Origin of the sequence: Comamonas sp. UBA7840 (assembly GCF_002501455.1) — a bacterium.
In the GTDB taxonomy this organism is placed as follows: Bacteria; Pseudomonadota; Gammaproteobacteria; order Burkholderiales; family Burkholderiaceae_C; genus Comamonas; species Comamonas jiangduensis.
In genome coordinates, this window is the sequence record NZ_DLTI01000028.1 from 98,315 (window position 1) to 114,831 (window position 16,517).

General features: G+C 57.2%; 9 protein-coding genes and 4 tRNA genes. 6 read left to right on the top strand and 7 right to left on the bottom strand.

From position 1 onward, the window contains the following. Position 1: 1 nt before the first annotated feature. The 4 genes from frr to rpsB all read right to left on the bottom strand — a co-directional run bounded on the left by frr (position 2) and on the right by rpsB (position 3,171). On the bottom strand, positions 2-562 hold the full coding sequence (gene frr / locus B3R00_RS12105) for a ribosome recycling factor (protein ID WP_174862746.1): 561 nt from the start codon (positions 560-562) through the stop codon (positions 2-4). Positions 563-632: 70 nt separating this feature from the next. Continuing rightward, complete coding sequence (gene pyrH / locus B3R00_RS12110) at positions 633-1,355, bottom strand: UMP kinase (protein ID WP_286999233.1); 723 nt, start codon at positions 1,353-1,355, stop codon at positions 633-635. 68 nt (positions 1,356-1,423) lie between these two features. Next, positions 1,424-2,314 carry a translation elongation factor Ts gene (tsf, locus tag B3R00_RS12115; RefSeq protein WP_174862747.1) on the bottom strand — a complete coding sequence of 297 codons (891 nt, stop codon included), beginning with the start codon at positions 2,312-2,314 and terminating at the stop codon, positions 1,424-1,426. A 104-nt stretch (positions 2,315-2,418) separates the two neighbouring features. Next, positions 2,419-3,171 (bottom strand): 30S ribosomal protein S2, encoded by a 753-nt coding sequence (rpsB, locus tag B3R00_RS12120; protein WP_219162297.1) that lies wholly within the window; start codon positions 3,169-3,171, stop codon positions 2,419-2,421. A gap of 309 nt (positions 3,172-3,480) precedes the next feature. Here rpsB and B3R00_RS12125 point away from each other — a divergent pair, with 309 nt between their 5' ends. Continuing rightward, entirely contained in the window at positions 3,481-4,728 is a 1,248-nt protein-coding gene (locus B3R00_RS12125) for an NAD(P)/FAD-dependent oxidoreductase (RefSeq protein WP_286999234.1), read from the top strand. 8 nt (positions 4,729-4,736) lie between these two features. After that, complete coding sequence (locus B3R00_RS12130) at positions 4,737-6,251, top strand: NAD(P)H-hydrate dehydratase (protein WP_286999235.1); 1,515 nt, start codon at positions 4,737-4,739, stop codon at positions 6,249-6,251. A gap of 115 nt (positions 6,252-6,366) precedes the next feature. On the opposite strand, the gene rnr is transcribed toward B3R00_RS12130, so the two are convergent. Beyond that, positions 6,367-8,730: a ribonuclease R gene (gene rnr / locus B3R00_RS12135; RefSeq protein WP_286999236.1), complete on the bottom strand. Its 2,364-nt coding sequence runs from the start codon at positions 8,728-8,730 to the stop codon at positions 6,367-6,369. A 34-nt stretch (positions 8,731-8,764) separates the two neighbouring features. On the opposite strand from rnr, the gene B3R00_RS12140 reads away from it, so the two are divergent. From B3R00_RS12140 to B3R00_RS12155, 4 genes are all read left to right on the top strand, one after another. Further along, positions 8,765-8,849, top strand: a tRNA-Leu gene (locus tag B3R00_RS12140). A 140-nt stretch (positions 8,850-8,989) separates the two neighbouring features. Continuing rightward, positions 8,990-9,074: transfer RNA gene (locus tag B3R00_RS12145), tRNA-Leu, on the top strand. Positions 9,075-9,163: 89 nt separating this feature from the next. Continuing rightward, positions 9,164-9,248, top strand: a tRNA-Leu gene (locus B3R00_RS12150). Between the two features lie 84 nt (positions 9,249-9,332). Then, a tRNA-Leu gene (locus B3R00_RS12155) sits at positions 9,333-9,417 on the top strand. Positions 9,418-9,587: 170 nt separating this feature from the next. Here B3R00_RS12155 and B3R00_RS12160 read toward each other — a convergent pair. Further along, the gene (locus B3R00_RS12160; RefSeq protein ID WP_286999237.1) at positions 9,588-12,113 is read right to left on the bottom strand and encodes a DUF349 domain-containing protein; all 2,526 of its coding nucleotides are present in this window, start codon (positions 12,111-12,113) and stop codon (positions 9,588-9,590) included. Positions 12,114-12,265: 152 nt separating this feature from the next. Continuing rightward, a complete protein-coding gene (locus B3R00_RS12165) occupies positions 12,266-15,988 on the bottom strand; it encodes a DUF748 domain-containing protein (RefSeq protein ID WP_286999238.1) in 3,723 nt (1,240 codons plus the stop codon). Between the last annotated feature and the right edge of the window lie 529 nt (positions 15,989-16,517).

Consider the following 16,517-nt stretch of genomic DNA (forward strand, 5'->3'; position numbering starts at 1 on the left):
CTTAAACGGCCATGATTTCTTCTTCTTTGGCAGCTACCAAAGCGTCGATCTCAGCAATATTTTTATCGGTCAGTTTTTGGATCTCTGCTTCCGAGCGCTTTTGATCGTCTTCAGAAGCTTCCTTATCCTTGACCAAACGCTTCACCGCTTCGTTGGCATCACGACGCAAATTACGTACAGCCACCTTCGAAGCCTCACCTTCGTTACGCGCCAGCTTGGTCATCTCCTTGCGACGCTCTTCACTCATGGGAGGCATGGGCACGCGAATCAAGTCACCCATAGAAGCAGGATTCAGCCCCAAATCACTTTCCCGAATGGCTTTCTCCACCTTCGCCGCCATGTTTTTTTCCCAAGGCTGCACACTCAGCGTACGCGCATCCAGCAAAGACACATTAGCCACTTGTGACAGCGGCACCATGGAGCCGTAATAATCGACATGAATCACATCCAGCAACTGAGGGCTGGGACGTCCTGTGCGAATACGGGACAAGTTGTTTTTCAACGCCTCCAGGGACTGACCCATCTTGGTTTCGGCGGTTTTCTTGATGTCAGCAATCGTCATATTTATTACCTCTGAAAGCAAATGGCCTTCCATGCTTGCACAAGGAAGGCCTAAAGTCGCTTTAAATTAATCAAGCGTGTACCAGCGTGCCCTCATCTTCACCCATCACCACGCGCAGCAGCGCGCCAGGCTTCACGATAGAGAATACGCGGATGGGCAGCTTCTGGTCGCGGCACAAAGCAAAAGCCGTGGCATCCATGATGCCCAAATTACGACCGATGGCTTCATCAAAAGCCAGCTTGGTGTAACGAGTGGCCGTAGGATCCTTCATTGGATCAGCAGTGTATACGCCATCTACCTTTGTGGCCTTCAAAACCACTTCTGCACCGATCTCTGCACCGCGCAGCGCTGCAGCCGTATCTGTCGTAAAGAAAGGGTTGCCAGTTCCGGCTGCAAATACCACCACCTTACCTTCTTCAAGGTACTGCAGCGCTTTAGGGCGCACATAAGGCTCAACCACTTGCTCAATACCGATGGCCGACATCACGCGAGCGGTCAAGCCTTGCTTGTCCATCGCATCTGCCAATGCCAAGGCATTCATCACCGTGGCCAGCATGCCCATATAGTCAGCAGTCGCCCGGTCCATACCGGCCGAGCCACCTGCCACACCACGGAAGATATTGCCCCCACCGATCACAACCGCAACCTGCACCCCCACTTTGGAGACCTCAACAATCTCGGAGACCATGCGCTCAATCGTGGCGCGATTGATACCAAATTGGTCGTCACCCATAAGCGCCTCACCAGACAACTTCAGCAAGATGCGTTTGTGGGCTGGTTGAACTTGTGTCATGGGTAACTCCGGTGTGATGTGTGGTTGTGGATGTGAAAACGATCGAGAGCAGTTGCGCTAGCCGGTAATTAAGCGCCCTTAGCAGCGGCCATTTGAGCGGCCACTTCAGCTGCAAAGTCGTCAGCCTTCTTCTCAATACCTTCACCCACCACGTACAGCGTAAAGCCCTTTACGGTGGTATTGGCAGCCTTGAGCATCTGCGCCACGGTTTGCTTGCCGTCAGCAGCCTTCACGAACACTTGGTCAGCCAAGGAAACTTCTTTCAGATACTTCTGAACGGAACCCTCAACCATCTTGGCCACGATGTCAGCAGGCTTGCCAGATTCAGCCGCCTTACCTTCTGCCACCGAACGCTCTTTGGCGATCAGCTCAGCAGGCACGTCCGCAGAAGTCAATGCCACAGGCTTCATGGCAGCAACGTGCATTGCCACGTCCTTCGCAGCAGTTGCATCGCCCTCGAACTCAACGATCACGCCAATGCGCGTGCCATGCACATACGAAGCCAGATTGCCTTCAAAGCGCTTGAAGCGACGGAAAGACATGTTTTCACCGATCTTGCCGATCAAACCCTTGCGCACATCTTCCAGTGTGGGGCCAAAACCGTCTTGTTCGTAAGCTACAGCACCCAGCGCTTCCACATCTGCGGGGTTGTGCTTGGCAACCAATTGCGCAGCAGCTGCAGCCATTGCCAAGAAGCTGTCGTTCTTGGACACGAAGTCAGTTTCACTGTTCACTTCAATCAGAGCACCCACGTTGCCATCGATGAAGGAAGCCACCACGCCTTCAGCAGTCACGCGCGAAGCAGCCTTACCAGCCTTGGTGCCCAGCTTCACTCGCAGCAGCTCTTCCGCCTTGGTCATATCACCATCAGCTTCTGTCAGCGCCTTCTTGCATTCCATCATGGGCGCATCAGTCTTTGCGCGCAGTTCAGCTACCATGCTTGCGGTAATTGCAGCCATCTTGTTTCTCCGTATTCAGTTCAAATCGTTACAGGATTTCAGCTAAAAAAAGGGGGCTACGTAGAGCCCCGCTTTTTTATCGCGACACGTCGCGCAGCCAGGACTTAGGCAGCGGAATCTTCCACTTCGACGAATTCGTCAGAGCCTTCGCCAGCAGCAACCTTAGCCACGTCGTTCAGACGCGCTTCGCGGCCTTCCAAGATCGCGTCAGCAATGGCGCGAGCGTACAGAGCCACAGCCTTTGCAGAGTCGTCGTTACCAGGAATCACGTAGTCGATACCTTCGGGATTGTGGTTCGAGTCCACCACACCGATCAATGGAATACCCAGCTTCTTGGCTTCGGAAATAGCGATCTTGTGGAAACCCACGTCGATCACAAAAATAGCGTCAGGCAGAGCAGCCATGTCTTGGATGCCGCCGATGTCCTTTTCCAGCTTTTCCAGTTCGCGAGCGAACATCAGCTGTTCCTTCTTGGACAAAGATTCCAGGCCAGTTTCTTGCTGGGCCTTCATGTCTTTCAGACGCTTGATGGAAGTCTTCACCGTCTTGAAGTTGGTCAGCATACCGCCCAACCAGCGCTGGTCCACGAAAGGCACACCAGCGCGCTGTGCTTGCTCAGCTACCAGCTCACGGGCTTGACGCTTAGTACCAACCATCAAAATGGTGCCACCGTTAGAAGCCAGCTGCTTAGCAAACTTCTGGGCGTCCTGCAGCATGGGCAGGGACTTTTCCAGGTTGATGATGTGAATCTTGTTGCGATGACCGAAGATGAACGGAGCCATCTTGGGGTTCCAGAAACGTGTTTGGTGACCAAAGTGGACACCGGCTTCCAGCATTTCGCGCATAGTAACGGACATAATTTTCTCCAAAAGGTTAGGTCTTAAATGCAGCTCGATTTTGTGGACAACAGCGTCAACAACACCTTATGAGAGCTGATTTGCGATTAGCTTTGCAAGCCATACCACGCACATTACGAGGCAATCAACTGCAAAGCCGAAAAATTTTAGCACAAGACAGAAGCATGCATCGCCAAGATGTACTCACAAGCCCGTGATCGCTGGATGCACGAGACGCTAATCAACACTTTATATTTCTTTGCGAATTGCACTACTGGAGACAGTGTTTGCGCGTCAAAATCATGAGTTCCGCACTAGCGCCTACACGCCATGAATATCGCCATCGTGGGAGCCGGGATCACCGGCATCTCCACGGCCTTGGAATTTGCCCGAGACGGGCACCAAGTTACCGTCTACGAACAAATGAATGCCGCCGCCGAAGATGCCAGCTTTGCTCCTGGCGGCTGGCTGTCGCCTTTGGTCGCGCAAAGCTTGGCCGCTCCTGGCGCGGGCATGCCCTTGAAATCTTTGCGCAGCGGGGCCAGCCTGTTGCAAGCACCGGGCATGCTGGGCTCAGCAAATTGGCGCTGGATGCGCCAGTGGAAAAAAAACGAAAAGCTTGCCCACAAGCAAGGCAATCAACCGTTTTGCACTGCTCTGCACACACTGGGCAGCTACAGCGCCAGCTTGCGCTGGCAAAACTGTGAAGACACCGAGATGGCGGCAGAGCACAAGGCCGGCAGTCTGGTTTTGCTACGCACGCCACAGGAAGTGGCGTTCTGGAACACACAGCTTGCGTCACTTCAAGCGCAGGGCGTGACATGCCAACTCCTCAACGCCACCCAAGCTCAAGCCCTGGAGCCAGGCCTGGGCCAAGAGATTGCCTGGCTCAACGCCCTGCACTTTCCCGACAGCGAGTCCATCAACCCGCGTCTGTGGGCGCATTACCTGCGCATGCAAGCACAGGCAATGGGCGCCATTTTTCGCACTGGCATATCGGTGCAGAAAATCAGCAGTCAGCCTACCGGCCTCGAAATCTCTGGGCAGCTCCACCCCTTTGACGCCATCGTGCTGTGCACAGGTGCCAAACACCAGCTTACCGAGTCATTGGGCCTGCGACTGCCATTGATGCCCATTTGGGGTTACAGCGTCACAGCACCTGTGCGCGACGCACTGCAAGCGCCGCGCGCAGCCATCATGGACTGGGCGCAGCAGGCCACAATCAGCCGCATGGGGCAACGCATTCGCATCACAGCCGGGCTTGAAATGGGCAGCCATCCAGGTACTGCACATCACAACCACACACTGCAGCGCATGTACCGCCTGCTTAACGACTGGTTTCCGGGCGGAGCGCACTTATCCTCCCCCCAGGTGCAGGTATGGCGCGGAAATCGCGGCTACTTGCCGGACGGCCTTCCAGCAGTTGGCTCCAGCGGACACCCGAATGTGTGGCTCAATATCGCGCACGGCAGCCACGGCATCAGCTTGGCGACCGGTTGCGCCCGCGTCATTGCTGACATGGTGCAGCACCAAACACCCGCCATCGACATGCAAGCCTTCTCACCCCAACGTTTTTAGGACGAGCCATGCTGCAGCGCATTCACCCCCATCAAGCCTTACCTCTACCGCTGTGGAATGCGCAAAGCAGCAAACTTATTGAGCAAGCGGCACTCGCCACACCGCAGCGCCCCAGCTTGATGCAACGTGCAGGCCATGCTGCGGCGCGACTGGCCTGCGCAATTGCCCCCCATGCACGCCAAGCCTGGGTGCTGTGCGGCCCCGGCAACAATGGCAGTGACGGCCTGGAAGCTGCCCATGCGCTGGCACAACGCGGACTGACTGTTTGGGTGCACTGGTTAGGCAACGCTGAGCGCTGCAGCCCTGACACCCTGCGCGCCTGGCAACAAGCGCGCCAAGCTCCCCTGCATTGGCTAGAGGTGCACCACACACCCACGCTGGGCGCCGACGACGTGGTGATTGACGCCCTTCTCGGGCTTGGCCAACGCGCGCAATCCACAGCAACAACCAACCCCGTGCAACAACTGCTGCACAGCAGCTACGGCAGTCCCGCGCATTCGCTGGCCATTGACATTCCCACAGGCCTTGATACGGACCACGGCATTTGGCACCCCAACTGCCGCCCGCCAGACACCTGGGCCCCCAGCAGCCGCCACACCCTCAGCCTTCTGACACTCAAACCTGGCCTCTTCACAGGCGACGGCCGTGATGCCTGTGGCGATATTTGGTGGGAGACGCTCGACTGCGGCAACGCGCTACAGCTGCACCCCGCCAGCGCATGGCTGAATGCTACCCCAACACCCACGCAACGCCCGCACAACAGCCACAAAGGCAGTTTTGGCGATGTTTTGGTGATTGGCGGCGCACCTGGCATGACGGGCGCGGCCATCTTGGCTGCCAGCACCGCCCTGCACCACGGCGCAGGGCGCACGCTGCTGCACCTGCTGGATACCGCCCCCCCAAGCATTTGCACCACCTTGCCTGATGTGATGCAAGCCAGCACTTCCAGCACCCACGCCAACTTGGCACATGCCACCGTAGTTTGCGGCTGTGGCGGCGGCACGGCCATAGCCCCCTGGCTTGCCGAGGCACTGACACTCACCCCACAACTGGTGCTGGATGCTGACGCGCTGAACACCTTGGCACACCAACCAGCACTGCGCACCTCCCTGCAAACACGCCGCGCACGCGAGCAGCACACCATCCTCACCCCCCACCCCCTGGAAGCCGCACGCCTGCTGGGGTGCACCACCGCCGAAGTACAAGCCCAGCGCTTGGTGGCCGCACAAACGCTGGCAGATCAGCTGCAATCCACCATCATCCTCAAAGGCTCTGGCAGCATCATCGCCAGCCCCGAGCACACCCCGCACATCAACCCCACGGGCAACGCTCGCCTTGCGATTGGCGGCACCGGCGATGTGCTGGCAGGCCTGGTGGCAGCACGCTGGCGCCCAGGCACAGACAGCCACAGCGTCGCCTGCCACGCCGCCTGGAAGCATGGCGCCCTGGCTGACCAATGGCCTGCCCAACAGGCACTGACCGCCTCGGCCCTAGCCCAAGCGCAGCTAACTCCATTTCAATAAAAAAGAGAGCTGCCAGCGCTTGATATTCGGTCACTTCAGATAGAAAGCTATCTGAAATGCACCAAACATCAGCGCTAGCAGCTCTCATTATGTGAAGCTAGCTACCTTGAACGCCTTAGCGGCGCTTTTTTGTAGTCTTGCCTGGCGCCTTGGCGCCCTGGCCGCTGGCGCCCGTTTTTTGGCCACGCACCGCGCCAAATGCTGCGACAGCAGGATCTACCCACGCTGCAGCGCCTGCCGCCTTCACCGGCTTGTCGGCATCGCGCCTTCTGCCTGACCTATCTTCTTGCGCACGTGCGCGCGGCGCTGGCTCTGCATAAACGGAGGAAGATGGCGCCTGCACCTCACGACGTTCACGGCGTGAATCCGCGCCGCGCTGTCGCCCAGAGCGACCGGCAGCCGCACGCGGTTGTGCAGCATCCGCCTCGTCTTGCACGATGCGAAAGTCAATCTTGCGTCCATCCAGATCAACGCGCCCCACCTGCACCTGCAAACGCGTTCCAATCGTGTAGCGCACGCCAGAGCGCTCCCCACGCAACTCTTGGCGCAGCTCATCAAACTTGAAGTAGTCGCCACCCAGCTCTGTGATGTGCACCAAGCCTTCGACATACATCGCATCCAGCGTGACAAAAATGCCGAAGCTGGTGACCGCAGTGACCGTGCCCGCAAACTCCTCACCCAGGAAGTCGCGCATGTATTTGCACTTGAGCCAAGCCTCTACGTCACGGCTGGCTTCGTCTGCCCGGCGTTCATTGGCACTGCAGTGCAGGCCCGCTGCTTCCCAGGCCTGCAACTCTGCCTGCTGCAATTTACTGCGCGGGCTCACTGGCGGCTCTGTCACCCGACCCACCAAGCGCTTGGCCAGCTTCTCTTGCGCCTCACCGGGCGTTGGCAGTTGGGGCAGCTTGTACTTCGCATCCATCAAAATAGATTTGATGACGCGGTGCACCAGCAAGTCGGGGTAACGGCGAATCGGACTGGTGAAGTGCGTGTACGCATCAAATGCCAAACCAAAATGCCCGCCGTTGTCTGGCATATACATGGCCTGCATCATGGTGCGCAGCAACATGGTGTGAATCTGTGGCGCGTCTGGCCGATCCTTGGTGGCATCGGCAATCGCCTGAAACTCCGCCGGATTGGGAGAGTCGCTCACCGACATATTGACTCCCGTGGCCTTGAGATAGCCACGCAGCAAATCAATTTTCTCTGCCGACGGCTTGTCGTGCACACGGAACAGTGCAGTGCGGCCGTTTTGCTCAATAAAGTCTGCAGCGCACACATTAGCCGCCAGCATGCACTCTTCAATCAACCGGTGCGCATCATTGCGCGTGCGCGGCACAATTTTTTCAATGCGCCCGTTTTCATCGCACACGATTTGCGTCTCAACGGTGTCAAAGTCCACCGCCCCACGCTGCTGACGCGATTGCAGCAGCGCTCGGAAGACGCCGTGCAAATTCAACAAATCAGGCACACGCTCCTTGCGCTGGCTGGCTTCAGGACCGCGCGTGTTCGACAAAATAGCCGCGACTTCCGTATAAGTGAAGCGTGCATGGCTGTGCATGACACCGGGGTAAAACTGGTAGGCATGCACCTCCCCCTTGGCCGTCACCAGCATGTCGCACACCATGCACAGACGATCTACATCGGGGTTCAAGGAGCACAAGCCGTTGGAGAGTTTTTCCGGCAGCATCGGAATCACGCGGCGCGGGAAATACACGCTGGTAGCGCGCTCGTAGGCATCGATATCGATGGCGTTGCCGTTTTGCACATAGTGACTCACGTCCGCAATCGCCACCAGCAATCGCCACCCTTTGCTACGCCCCACCTTGGCAGGTTCACAGTACACCGCATCGTCAAAGTCGCGCGCATCTTCGCCATCGATGGTGCACAACGGCACATCGCGCAAATCCACCCGTCCTTTGCGATCCTTGGCCACGACTTTGTCAGGCAAGGCCTTGGCTGCCGCCAAACAGGCCTCAGAGAAAATATGCGGCACGCCGTATTTGCGTACGGCAATTTCAATTTCCATGCCGGGGTCATCCATCTCCCCGAGCACTTCCACAATGCGCCCCACGGGCTGGCCAAACAGGGCCGGCGCCTCTGTCAGCTCCACCACCACCACTTGGCCTGTTTTGGCATCGCCTGTCGCGCCCTGCGGCACCAGCACATCTTGACCATAGCGCTTGTCTTCAGGCGCCACCAGCCACACACCGCTTTCTTGCAGCAAACGGCCAATCAAGGTTTTGGTGGGGCGATCGACAATCTCAACAATATGTCCTTCGGGGCGGCCGCGCCGGTCTTGCCGCACGATGTTGACGCGCACGTGGTCCTTATGGAGCACCGCACGCATTTCGTTCGCTGGAATGAAAATATCGGCATCGCCATCATCACGAATGACAAAACCGTGCCCGTCTCGATGCCCCTGCACAATCCCTTCAATCTCTTTTGGCGAAGTGCGTGGGTTGGTGCGAGGGTCCATTTTTTTGCTATACAATCTAAATCTTTCCTGAAAAGCCCAGGTGGCGGAATTGGTAGACGCACTAGTTTCAGGTACTAGCGGGTAACTCCGTGGAGGTTCGAGTCCTCTCCTGGGCACCAAGTTTAACGACAACTGCTTGCAGTGTTGGAAAACAAAAAGTTCATAAATTACCAAATGAACGTTTTGTTTAGAAGTAAACTTCTCTTTTCAGCGAAATATGAGATTTATTGAAAGACCTTGGTGTCTTCAGTAAATATCAGCCCAGGTGGCGGAATTGGTAGACGCACTAGTTTCAGGTACTAGCGGGTAACTCCGTGGAGGTTCGAGTCCTCTCCTGGGCACCAAAATTTGCGATGCATGCTTTGTTCAGCACGCATCAACAAAAGCAAATTGTTGAGTGCTACCTCACTTATTTAAAAACAATTTGTCTTTTGCCCAGGTGGCGGAATTGGTAGACGCACTAGTTTCAGGTACTAGCGGGTAACTCCGTGGAGGTTCGAGTCCTCTCCTGGGCACCAAAATTTAGATAGGCATATTTGTTTGTATGCCGACAAAGATAGCTTGTTGAGTGCTACCTCACTCATATAAACGCAACTAGCTTTGCCCAGGTGGCGGAATTGGTAGACGCACTAGTTTCAGGTACTAGCGGGTAACTCCGTGGAGGTTCGAGTCCTCTCCTGGGCACCAAACACAGCAAGCCGTTGTATACACATACAACGGCTTTTTTGTTGGCAGGGCCTTTTCACCCAAACGTCTTCAACACCCCAGCATTCGAGATAAAAAAAGCCAGCACCCGAAAGCGCTGGCTTTTTTATTTGTATGCCCTACAGGCCGCACAGGCAGCCGTGCAGTGCAATTTACTTACGCAGCAAAGTTTTGAGCACGTTTTGCAATCGACGTGCTTGCGCATCGCTGTGGGCTGATGCCAGAACCGCGGCCACATCCTGCCCCCATGTCTCGCTGGGAGCCGCGGCATTACGGCGCGTCAACAATTGCAGCTGCAACATACGGCGCGCTGCCATGTGCTCGGCAGGCGTTGCACTGTCCGATGCGATTTCCAGACGCAGCAATGCTTCTGCCGCATCCGCTGCGGCGGCAGGAGCTGCCACGGCTTGCGCCCAAGCATTGCGCACCTGAGCGGTGACTTTCCCACCCAACTCCTGGGCAGAAGGCAACATCTGCGCATCGCGCTTGTTCCATGCTTCTACCAGCTTGCTCAACGCCTCTCCATGCGCCTGGGCTGCCAGTTTACGCAGGGCAAACTGCGCACCTTCCAGCGCATCGCGTTGCGCGCGAAACGCCACATCCCCCAAACGGGGAGCACGCTCTGCACGCACAGGACGCGCATCTTTACGCTCACGCACGGGACGTGGATCACGTGCAGGCGCTGCCGCCTCTTTCTTCACACCTGGGCGATCATCACCACGCACCGCGACCACAGGCTTGTCCAACTTAGGCGCATCCGCAGTCAGCGCTTCTTGAACAGGAGCTGCAGACGCGCTAGCAGCCTGCTCTAGCGGCTGATTTCGCATTGCATCTTCCAAGGCCGCCATGGCTGCACGAATCTGCTGCACATCGCCCGATGCATTCGCTGCCTGCAAGGCTTTGGAAGCCTCCAGCACCACACGGTCATGCTGGGACAAATTTTCCAACGAAGGGGCAGCGCGGCCACGCTCCGCACCCTTGCGATTGAATGCCTCATCCAAAGGCTTGCGGAAAGCATCCCACAGCTTTTGCTCATGCTTGCGATCCAAAGGCACGGCCTGGGCCTCCGCCTGCCAGCGTTGCTGCAATGCCTTGACTGCGTCAATGCGCAGCACCGGCGCATCAGCCAACGCCTGCGCTTCCGCAATCATGGCGTGACGACGATCCAAGCTGGCTTTTTGTGCGGCATGCAAAGGCGCTTCTGCCAAAGTGATGGCCTGCTTCCACGCCGTTTGCAGTTCCGCAAACACTTTTTCACCCACATGCCCGCTATCGCGCCAACGCTCGGAGAACTGACGCAAAGCACGCGAAACGCCCTTCAAGTCCTGCGTGTCAGCATGCGCTGCCGCCCAAGCCTTAACCTCTTCAATCAAGGCCAAACGCGAGGCTTTGTGCTGCGAAGACTCGGCGCGCACACGCTCTAGCCATGCCTCCACTTGCTTGTATGCAAGATTGCACGCTTCATCAAACTTTTTCCACAACGCATGGTTGGGCGCAGCACCTTGATCTGCCAGCTTCCATTGCTCACGCAGTTGGCGCAGCGAATCTTGCAGCTTGCGCCCGCCCAAAGCCTGTCCTTCAGGTCGGTTGACCAGTGCCTCCGCCTTGGCGAGCAACTCTTCACGCAAACGGTCAACACTTTTAGGTTGCCAGCCCTGCGCATCTCCGGCCGCCAGCAACTGCTCATGCACCTGCTGGGCAGTTGCATCATCCAGCCAACGACCATGCTGCTTGAGCACAGCACGCAATGCTTGAATGGCCTGGCCTTTTTTGCCTTCCGGCGCTGCAGCCAGCACCTTCAGCGCAGGCGTCAACGCTTGAACAGCGGCTTGCTGCTTGTGCGCACCATCCACTTTCACGGCAGCCTTGACTGGTGCTGCAACGGCCAACTCCGACGGCAAGCCACGTGCGACGCGAATTTCATCGGCCCACATAGGCACTGGGGGCAACGCTGCTTGCTCATCCGCAGCAGCCGCTTGGGTCAAGGCCAGAGCGGATTGGTAGGCTTCCCACACCACCAACAACTGCGCACGCGAAGCGTCGAGCAATGGGGGGAAACGGCCATCCACGCTGTTCCAGCTGGCGTCATTGGTCAACGCGACCGCTTGCTCCTGCCAGTGGGCCACATCGCTGCGCAACCCCTCTTGGGCCGCTTGTGCATCGCGCCAAGGCTTGGTGGACAGCACCTCAATGCGCTGAGCCAGCAATACAGCGGCTTCACGCTGCACTTGGACGCGGTGCTGCAAGTCTTCAATGGTTTTGACACGCTCCACCAATTGTTGCTTCAAGACAGACAAAGGCTCGCGCGACAAAGGTGCACCTGCTTTGGCCGCCTCACGCTGCCATGCCACCGCTTCTGCCACATTCAGTGTCGATGCCGACAGCAGATCATTGGCCTTTTGTGCCCACTCCACGGCAATCACTTCTTGGTCTTTGGCGCGGCGCAGGTCATCCATGCGTTCACGCACCAAGCGCGCTACGCTCTTGTCGCGCACGCTCAGCTCCTTAAACACTTCTTGCAACTGCTCTTCAGAAGGCTGCTTGGCCAACCACTCGCGGATGCAAGCAGCACGATCGCCCGATGTGGCGGCCGAAAATGCACCACCAGTCAGAGCATCCAGCGGATGAGCCTCAGTGTGCTTGGCTGGGGACGGGTTCATTTCAGGTGCGTCGGACATTTTGCTGCGAATAAATTAGGAGTCATGAAATAGGAAAACAGCCCTTCATTCCAAAGGCATGAAGGGCTTGGTGCAATGGCGTGCCACCTCTGAACGAAGTACACGCACGGACTGGGGCGTATTTTCGCCGCTATTTGCAAAGACCTAAAGTATCACTGGACAGAAATGTTCAATAACACTGCAGGAGTTACCGGGTTTTGCGCCTTGCCGCCAGAACTTCCCAGGAAAACGCGCTCTGCCTCCACCCCTTGGGCCAGCAAATAGTCACGTACGTTGCGTGCACGCTCTGCGGCCAGATCTTGCCACGCCGAAGCGGGCACCACCATATCTTGCAGAATCAGCGCCCGCATCTGCTCTGCGGGCAACTCCTTGGCCAAGCCCAGCATATTGCGCGGACGCTCTTTGACGGTGTTGCGATAAACCTGCTTGAGGGCAGCCAGCTTTTGCTTTTCCGTACGCGCCGGCGCATCTTCCTCATCCTTATCGTCGGCACCGCCGCTCAACAGTTGCTCCAATTGGGCCTGCTTCCATCCCTGCACTTCTGTTGCGCTATCGGCCTGCCCCACCAAGGTCAGTTTCAGTTGTGGCTTGCTAAGCAGTGCTTTGGCGAGCTTTTGCAAATTCTCTTGGGCTTGCGCATCCAAGCGCGCATAGCCTGGCTCAAAGGTGATGTCGCTCTTGTCATCGGCAGAGGCGAAAGCCCCTGTCAGCAGGCTGAATGGCGCCGTCACCGCTTTGCGGATGATATTGCCGATGATTTTGAACACCACCGGGGCGATGCGGAACTGCGGGTCATTCAACGAACCGCTAATCGGCAAGTTCAAATCGATGACCCCATTGCTGTCAGCCAAAAGCGCCACCGCCAAGCGCACAGGCAAAGATGCTGGCGCACCTTCCACAGGATCGCTAAAAGTCAATTGATTGAGGACTAACTGGTTGGTTGCCGTGAGCTGACCACCTGGTTGCACCTGGTAGCGCACATCCATACTAAGCTTGCCCTTTTCAATGCCATGTCCCACATACTTAATAGAGTAGGGTGTCAGAGGCGGCAAATCCAGGCCCTTGATCTGGGCGCGCACATCCAAAGCCAAGGGCTGAGCCAGCGGATTGATGGCTCCATCGATATCAAGCTGTGCCGTACCTTGCGCCACGCCGGCCAGTGTCAGCTTTGCCAACGCAGGCTGCTCACCGGCCACCGCTGGCTGGGATGAAAATGCCTCCAAACTGCCATTCAAAGCCGTCAAATCTGCGCTGTAGTTCGGGCGGATGAAATAGTCCGAAAACTTGATCACCCCACCCCGCAGCGCAATTGGCCCCATGTCCACGCGTGCCGAAGGTTCTGCAGCGGCAGGTGCCGCTGCTGAGGCAACCACCGCTACCCCCTGAACACCTTCTGCTGGCGCAACGGCCGCAGTGGCGCCAGCACTAGTCTCCTCTGCATTAGCCGCGTTTTTCAGCAGGTTTTGCAAATTCAAACGTCCCTCGGGCAGCACCACGATTCGGGCATAAAAATCTTCCAGTTCCGTGCTACGCACTTGGATATGTGGAGCTTGTGCAGGCTGCATGGCGACCTGCACGCCTTGCAAACGCAATTGCTTCCAACGCAGCAGGTCTTCTACCCCCATCGCTGGCGATGCATTCTGGCCCTGCACCGCCTGTGCGGCTTGCTCATCCCCCAAAAGCGTTTGCACATGCACGTCACTGATGCGCCCCTGCCCTTGCAGTTGCATCTGCGACCCCTTGGGGCGCTGGGCGTACTGCACCGAGCCATCAAAACTGGCCAGCGCCCGCACCAAGCGCACGTTCAAATGCGGGGCCATATAGGGCTCAAAAGCCTGTAGCGGCAAAGCATTCACATGCACCCGCCCCTTGGTCACCAGCGGGTCGAGCTGCAAATCACCCTCATAGGACAAAGTACCCGGCTTACCCCAGCCACCGCGGCGCGTACGCTCTGCCAAACGCGCAGACAACTTGGTCTGGGCTGTACCTTTTACGCTGTCCACGTTTTGCATACGCAGCTGCACATCCGACAGCTTGATGGCCAGTGGCGCCCCCCCGAGCGATGCGTCCGTCAGCTCTACCTGCCCGGCAGCCAGCTCCAGGTCTTGCACCAGCACCTGCCATGGCTTGCCCCCTGGACTTGCCACCGTTTCCTTGCCTTTGGCTGGTGCACCCACCACCGGCTGCAGCCACTGCTCATACATCCAATGGCCCTGCGCGTTGCGCTGCACGCGAGCGGTCGGCGCCTCCAAGGTGATGTGCTCCACATTGACTTGCTGCTGGGCTGTATCTAGCTGGAGATTGCGCAGTTGCAAGCCAGTCCAGGCCACATCAGGCAACGCAGCACGCCCCAGCGCCACCGACTCAATAGCCAGCGAAGGCACCACAGCATGCACACGCCCGCCTTGCCAGGCAACACCTGCCGACAGCGATGCCAAGCCCTCTACCGGCAATTTGAGCCACTGCCGGGCATAAGCGTGCACTGCTTGCGCATCGAACTTATCGACTACGACCGATGCCTGCCCCCTCTCCACACCACCCTGACCACGGCTGTGCACCATGCCACGCGCGGCACGGTCTTCACCTTGCAACTGCGCAGCAAGCTGCCAGCGCGCCCCGTCATCCATAGGCCATGCCAAATTTTGTGCATGCAGTGTCAACTGATCGACGCGCAAGGCAGCGCCAACCTGCCCCACATCATCCCGCCAGTTCGCCCACCCAGATTCAACATCAAATCGGTCTATAACCAGCTTCCAATCTTCCTTGACAGCTATGTTTTCTGATTTATCTGCAGCAACTGCAGAAGGCGCAGCGGCCACTGCTTCTTGAACACCTTTCTTGACCACCACAGGCGCAGGAAGGAAGCCCCCATCTGCACGGCGGTGCAGATATCCGAATGGCTGCTGCAAAGTGACTGAAGCCAGCCGCACCTGCTGTTGCAAAGGCCGTGTATCACCCACCTCTATAGAGAGCTTGTTCAAGCCCGCCAACTTCTTCCCAGCCGCATCGTTGAGCTTCAAATCCGACAGCTGCAGCGTGCTGCCTTGCAGTTGTAGCGTCGGCTGCTGGTTCTGCTCAAACGCTATCAGCACCTGCGCATCCACCACACCTTGCTGCAAGCGCACGGGCAAACCAGCTGGCAGATAAGGGGCATAAGGCGCAAGGTCAAACTGCTGAATCACCAGCTTCGCCTGGGTGGTGTGGGCCGCATCAAAGGGCGTTGCCACCGCTTGCGAGGCAATCTCGCTGCCATTCACGCGCATGGACAGCTGCGGCTGCACTTTCACTTCCCGCTGCGAAGGCAGCGTACTGATAAACGGCAGTTGCAGCTGCAAAGCTTCAATTTTGTGCTGCACCCCCACCAGTTGGTCATCCAGCTCCACCCGGCCATCCCGAACCTGAATGTTGTACAGCGCCAAGCGCGCCAACCCTTGCGCCTCGGGCTTCGGAGGCTCTGGGTTGCGCTGCAGCTTGGCCAGCACATCTGCAAAGTCCCACTGACCTTGCGCATCTTGGCGCACGCGCACCACCGGCTGATCCAGCTCCAGGGCATCGAGCACAGGCGCCCAGCGCCACAAGCTGCTCAATGAAGCGTTGATGTAAACGCGCTCCACCGACAACGCTGGCGCTTGCCCCGCTGCGCCAGCAACCTCGAGGCCATTGACCGCTACCGCCAGCGACCATGGCGCCACCTCCACACTGCGCACCGTCACCACACGCCCCAGCGCCTCTGTCGCGTGGGCTTGCAACTGCTGTGCAATCACCCCCGGTAATGCCAGCCACAACCCACCCCACACCACCAGCACCGCAGCTGCGGCCACTGTCAGTTTGCGCCCTAGTGCTGCACCCCGCCCTGCTTGTTTTGTTTGCGCCATCTTGTTATCCATACTCCGTATGAAGGTCATTACCTCTTGGCACCTTAACGCGCCTTAAGGCGCTAGCGCTCACTGCTTGAGAAAAATTGACACTGTTTTCAGCATGGAATGCAGCAGCACCCATCCGCTGCATCCGTCCATTCAAGTTTTGAACTATTAACTTAATTAAATAATTTAAAAATTCAATAAACCAACACCCAGTTTGATAGCAAAGAAAGCATTGACAAACACCACAAACCGAGGGTTTACAGGCAGTTACTGCATCCACCATGGATAGAAACACAGATCACTAAGATAAAAAAGTAATAAAAATTCAAATCTAAAGTATTGACTGGTAATTTAGACGAAATTTAGAATCCGCCCACTTCACAAATCGCAAGATTGTCTAACGTTGTTACTTCAATCCCCACCGGGGATGTTCATGCCCTCTAGGCGCTGAGTAAGCGCATGAAACAGTAGCTATCGGATCTCAGGCTGGTTTGCAGGCATGACCTTGTACGGTCACGTCTCCCCAGCCTCAAGAAAGGAA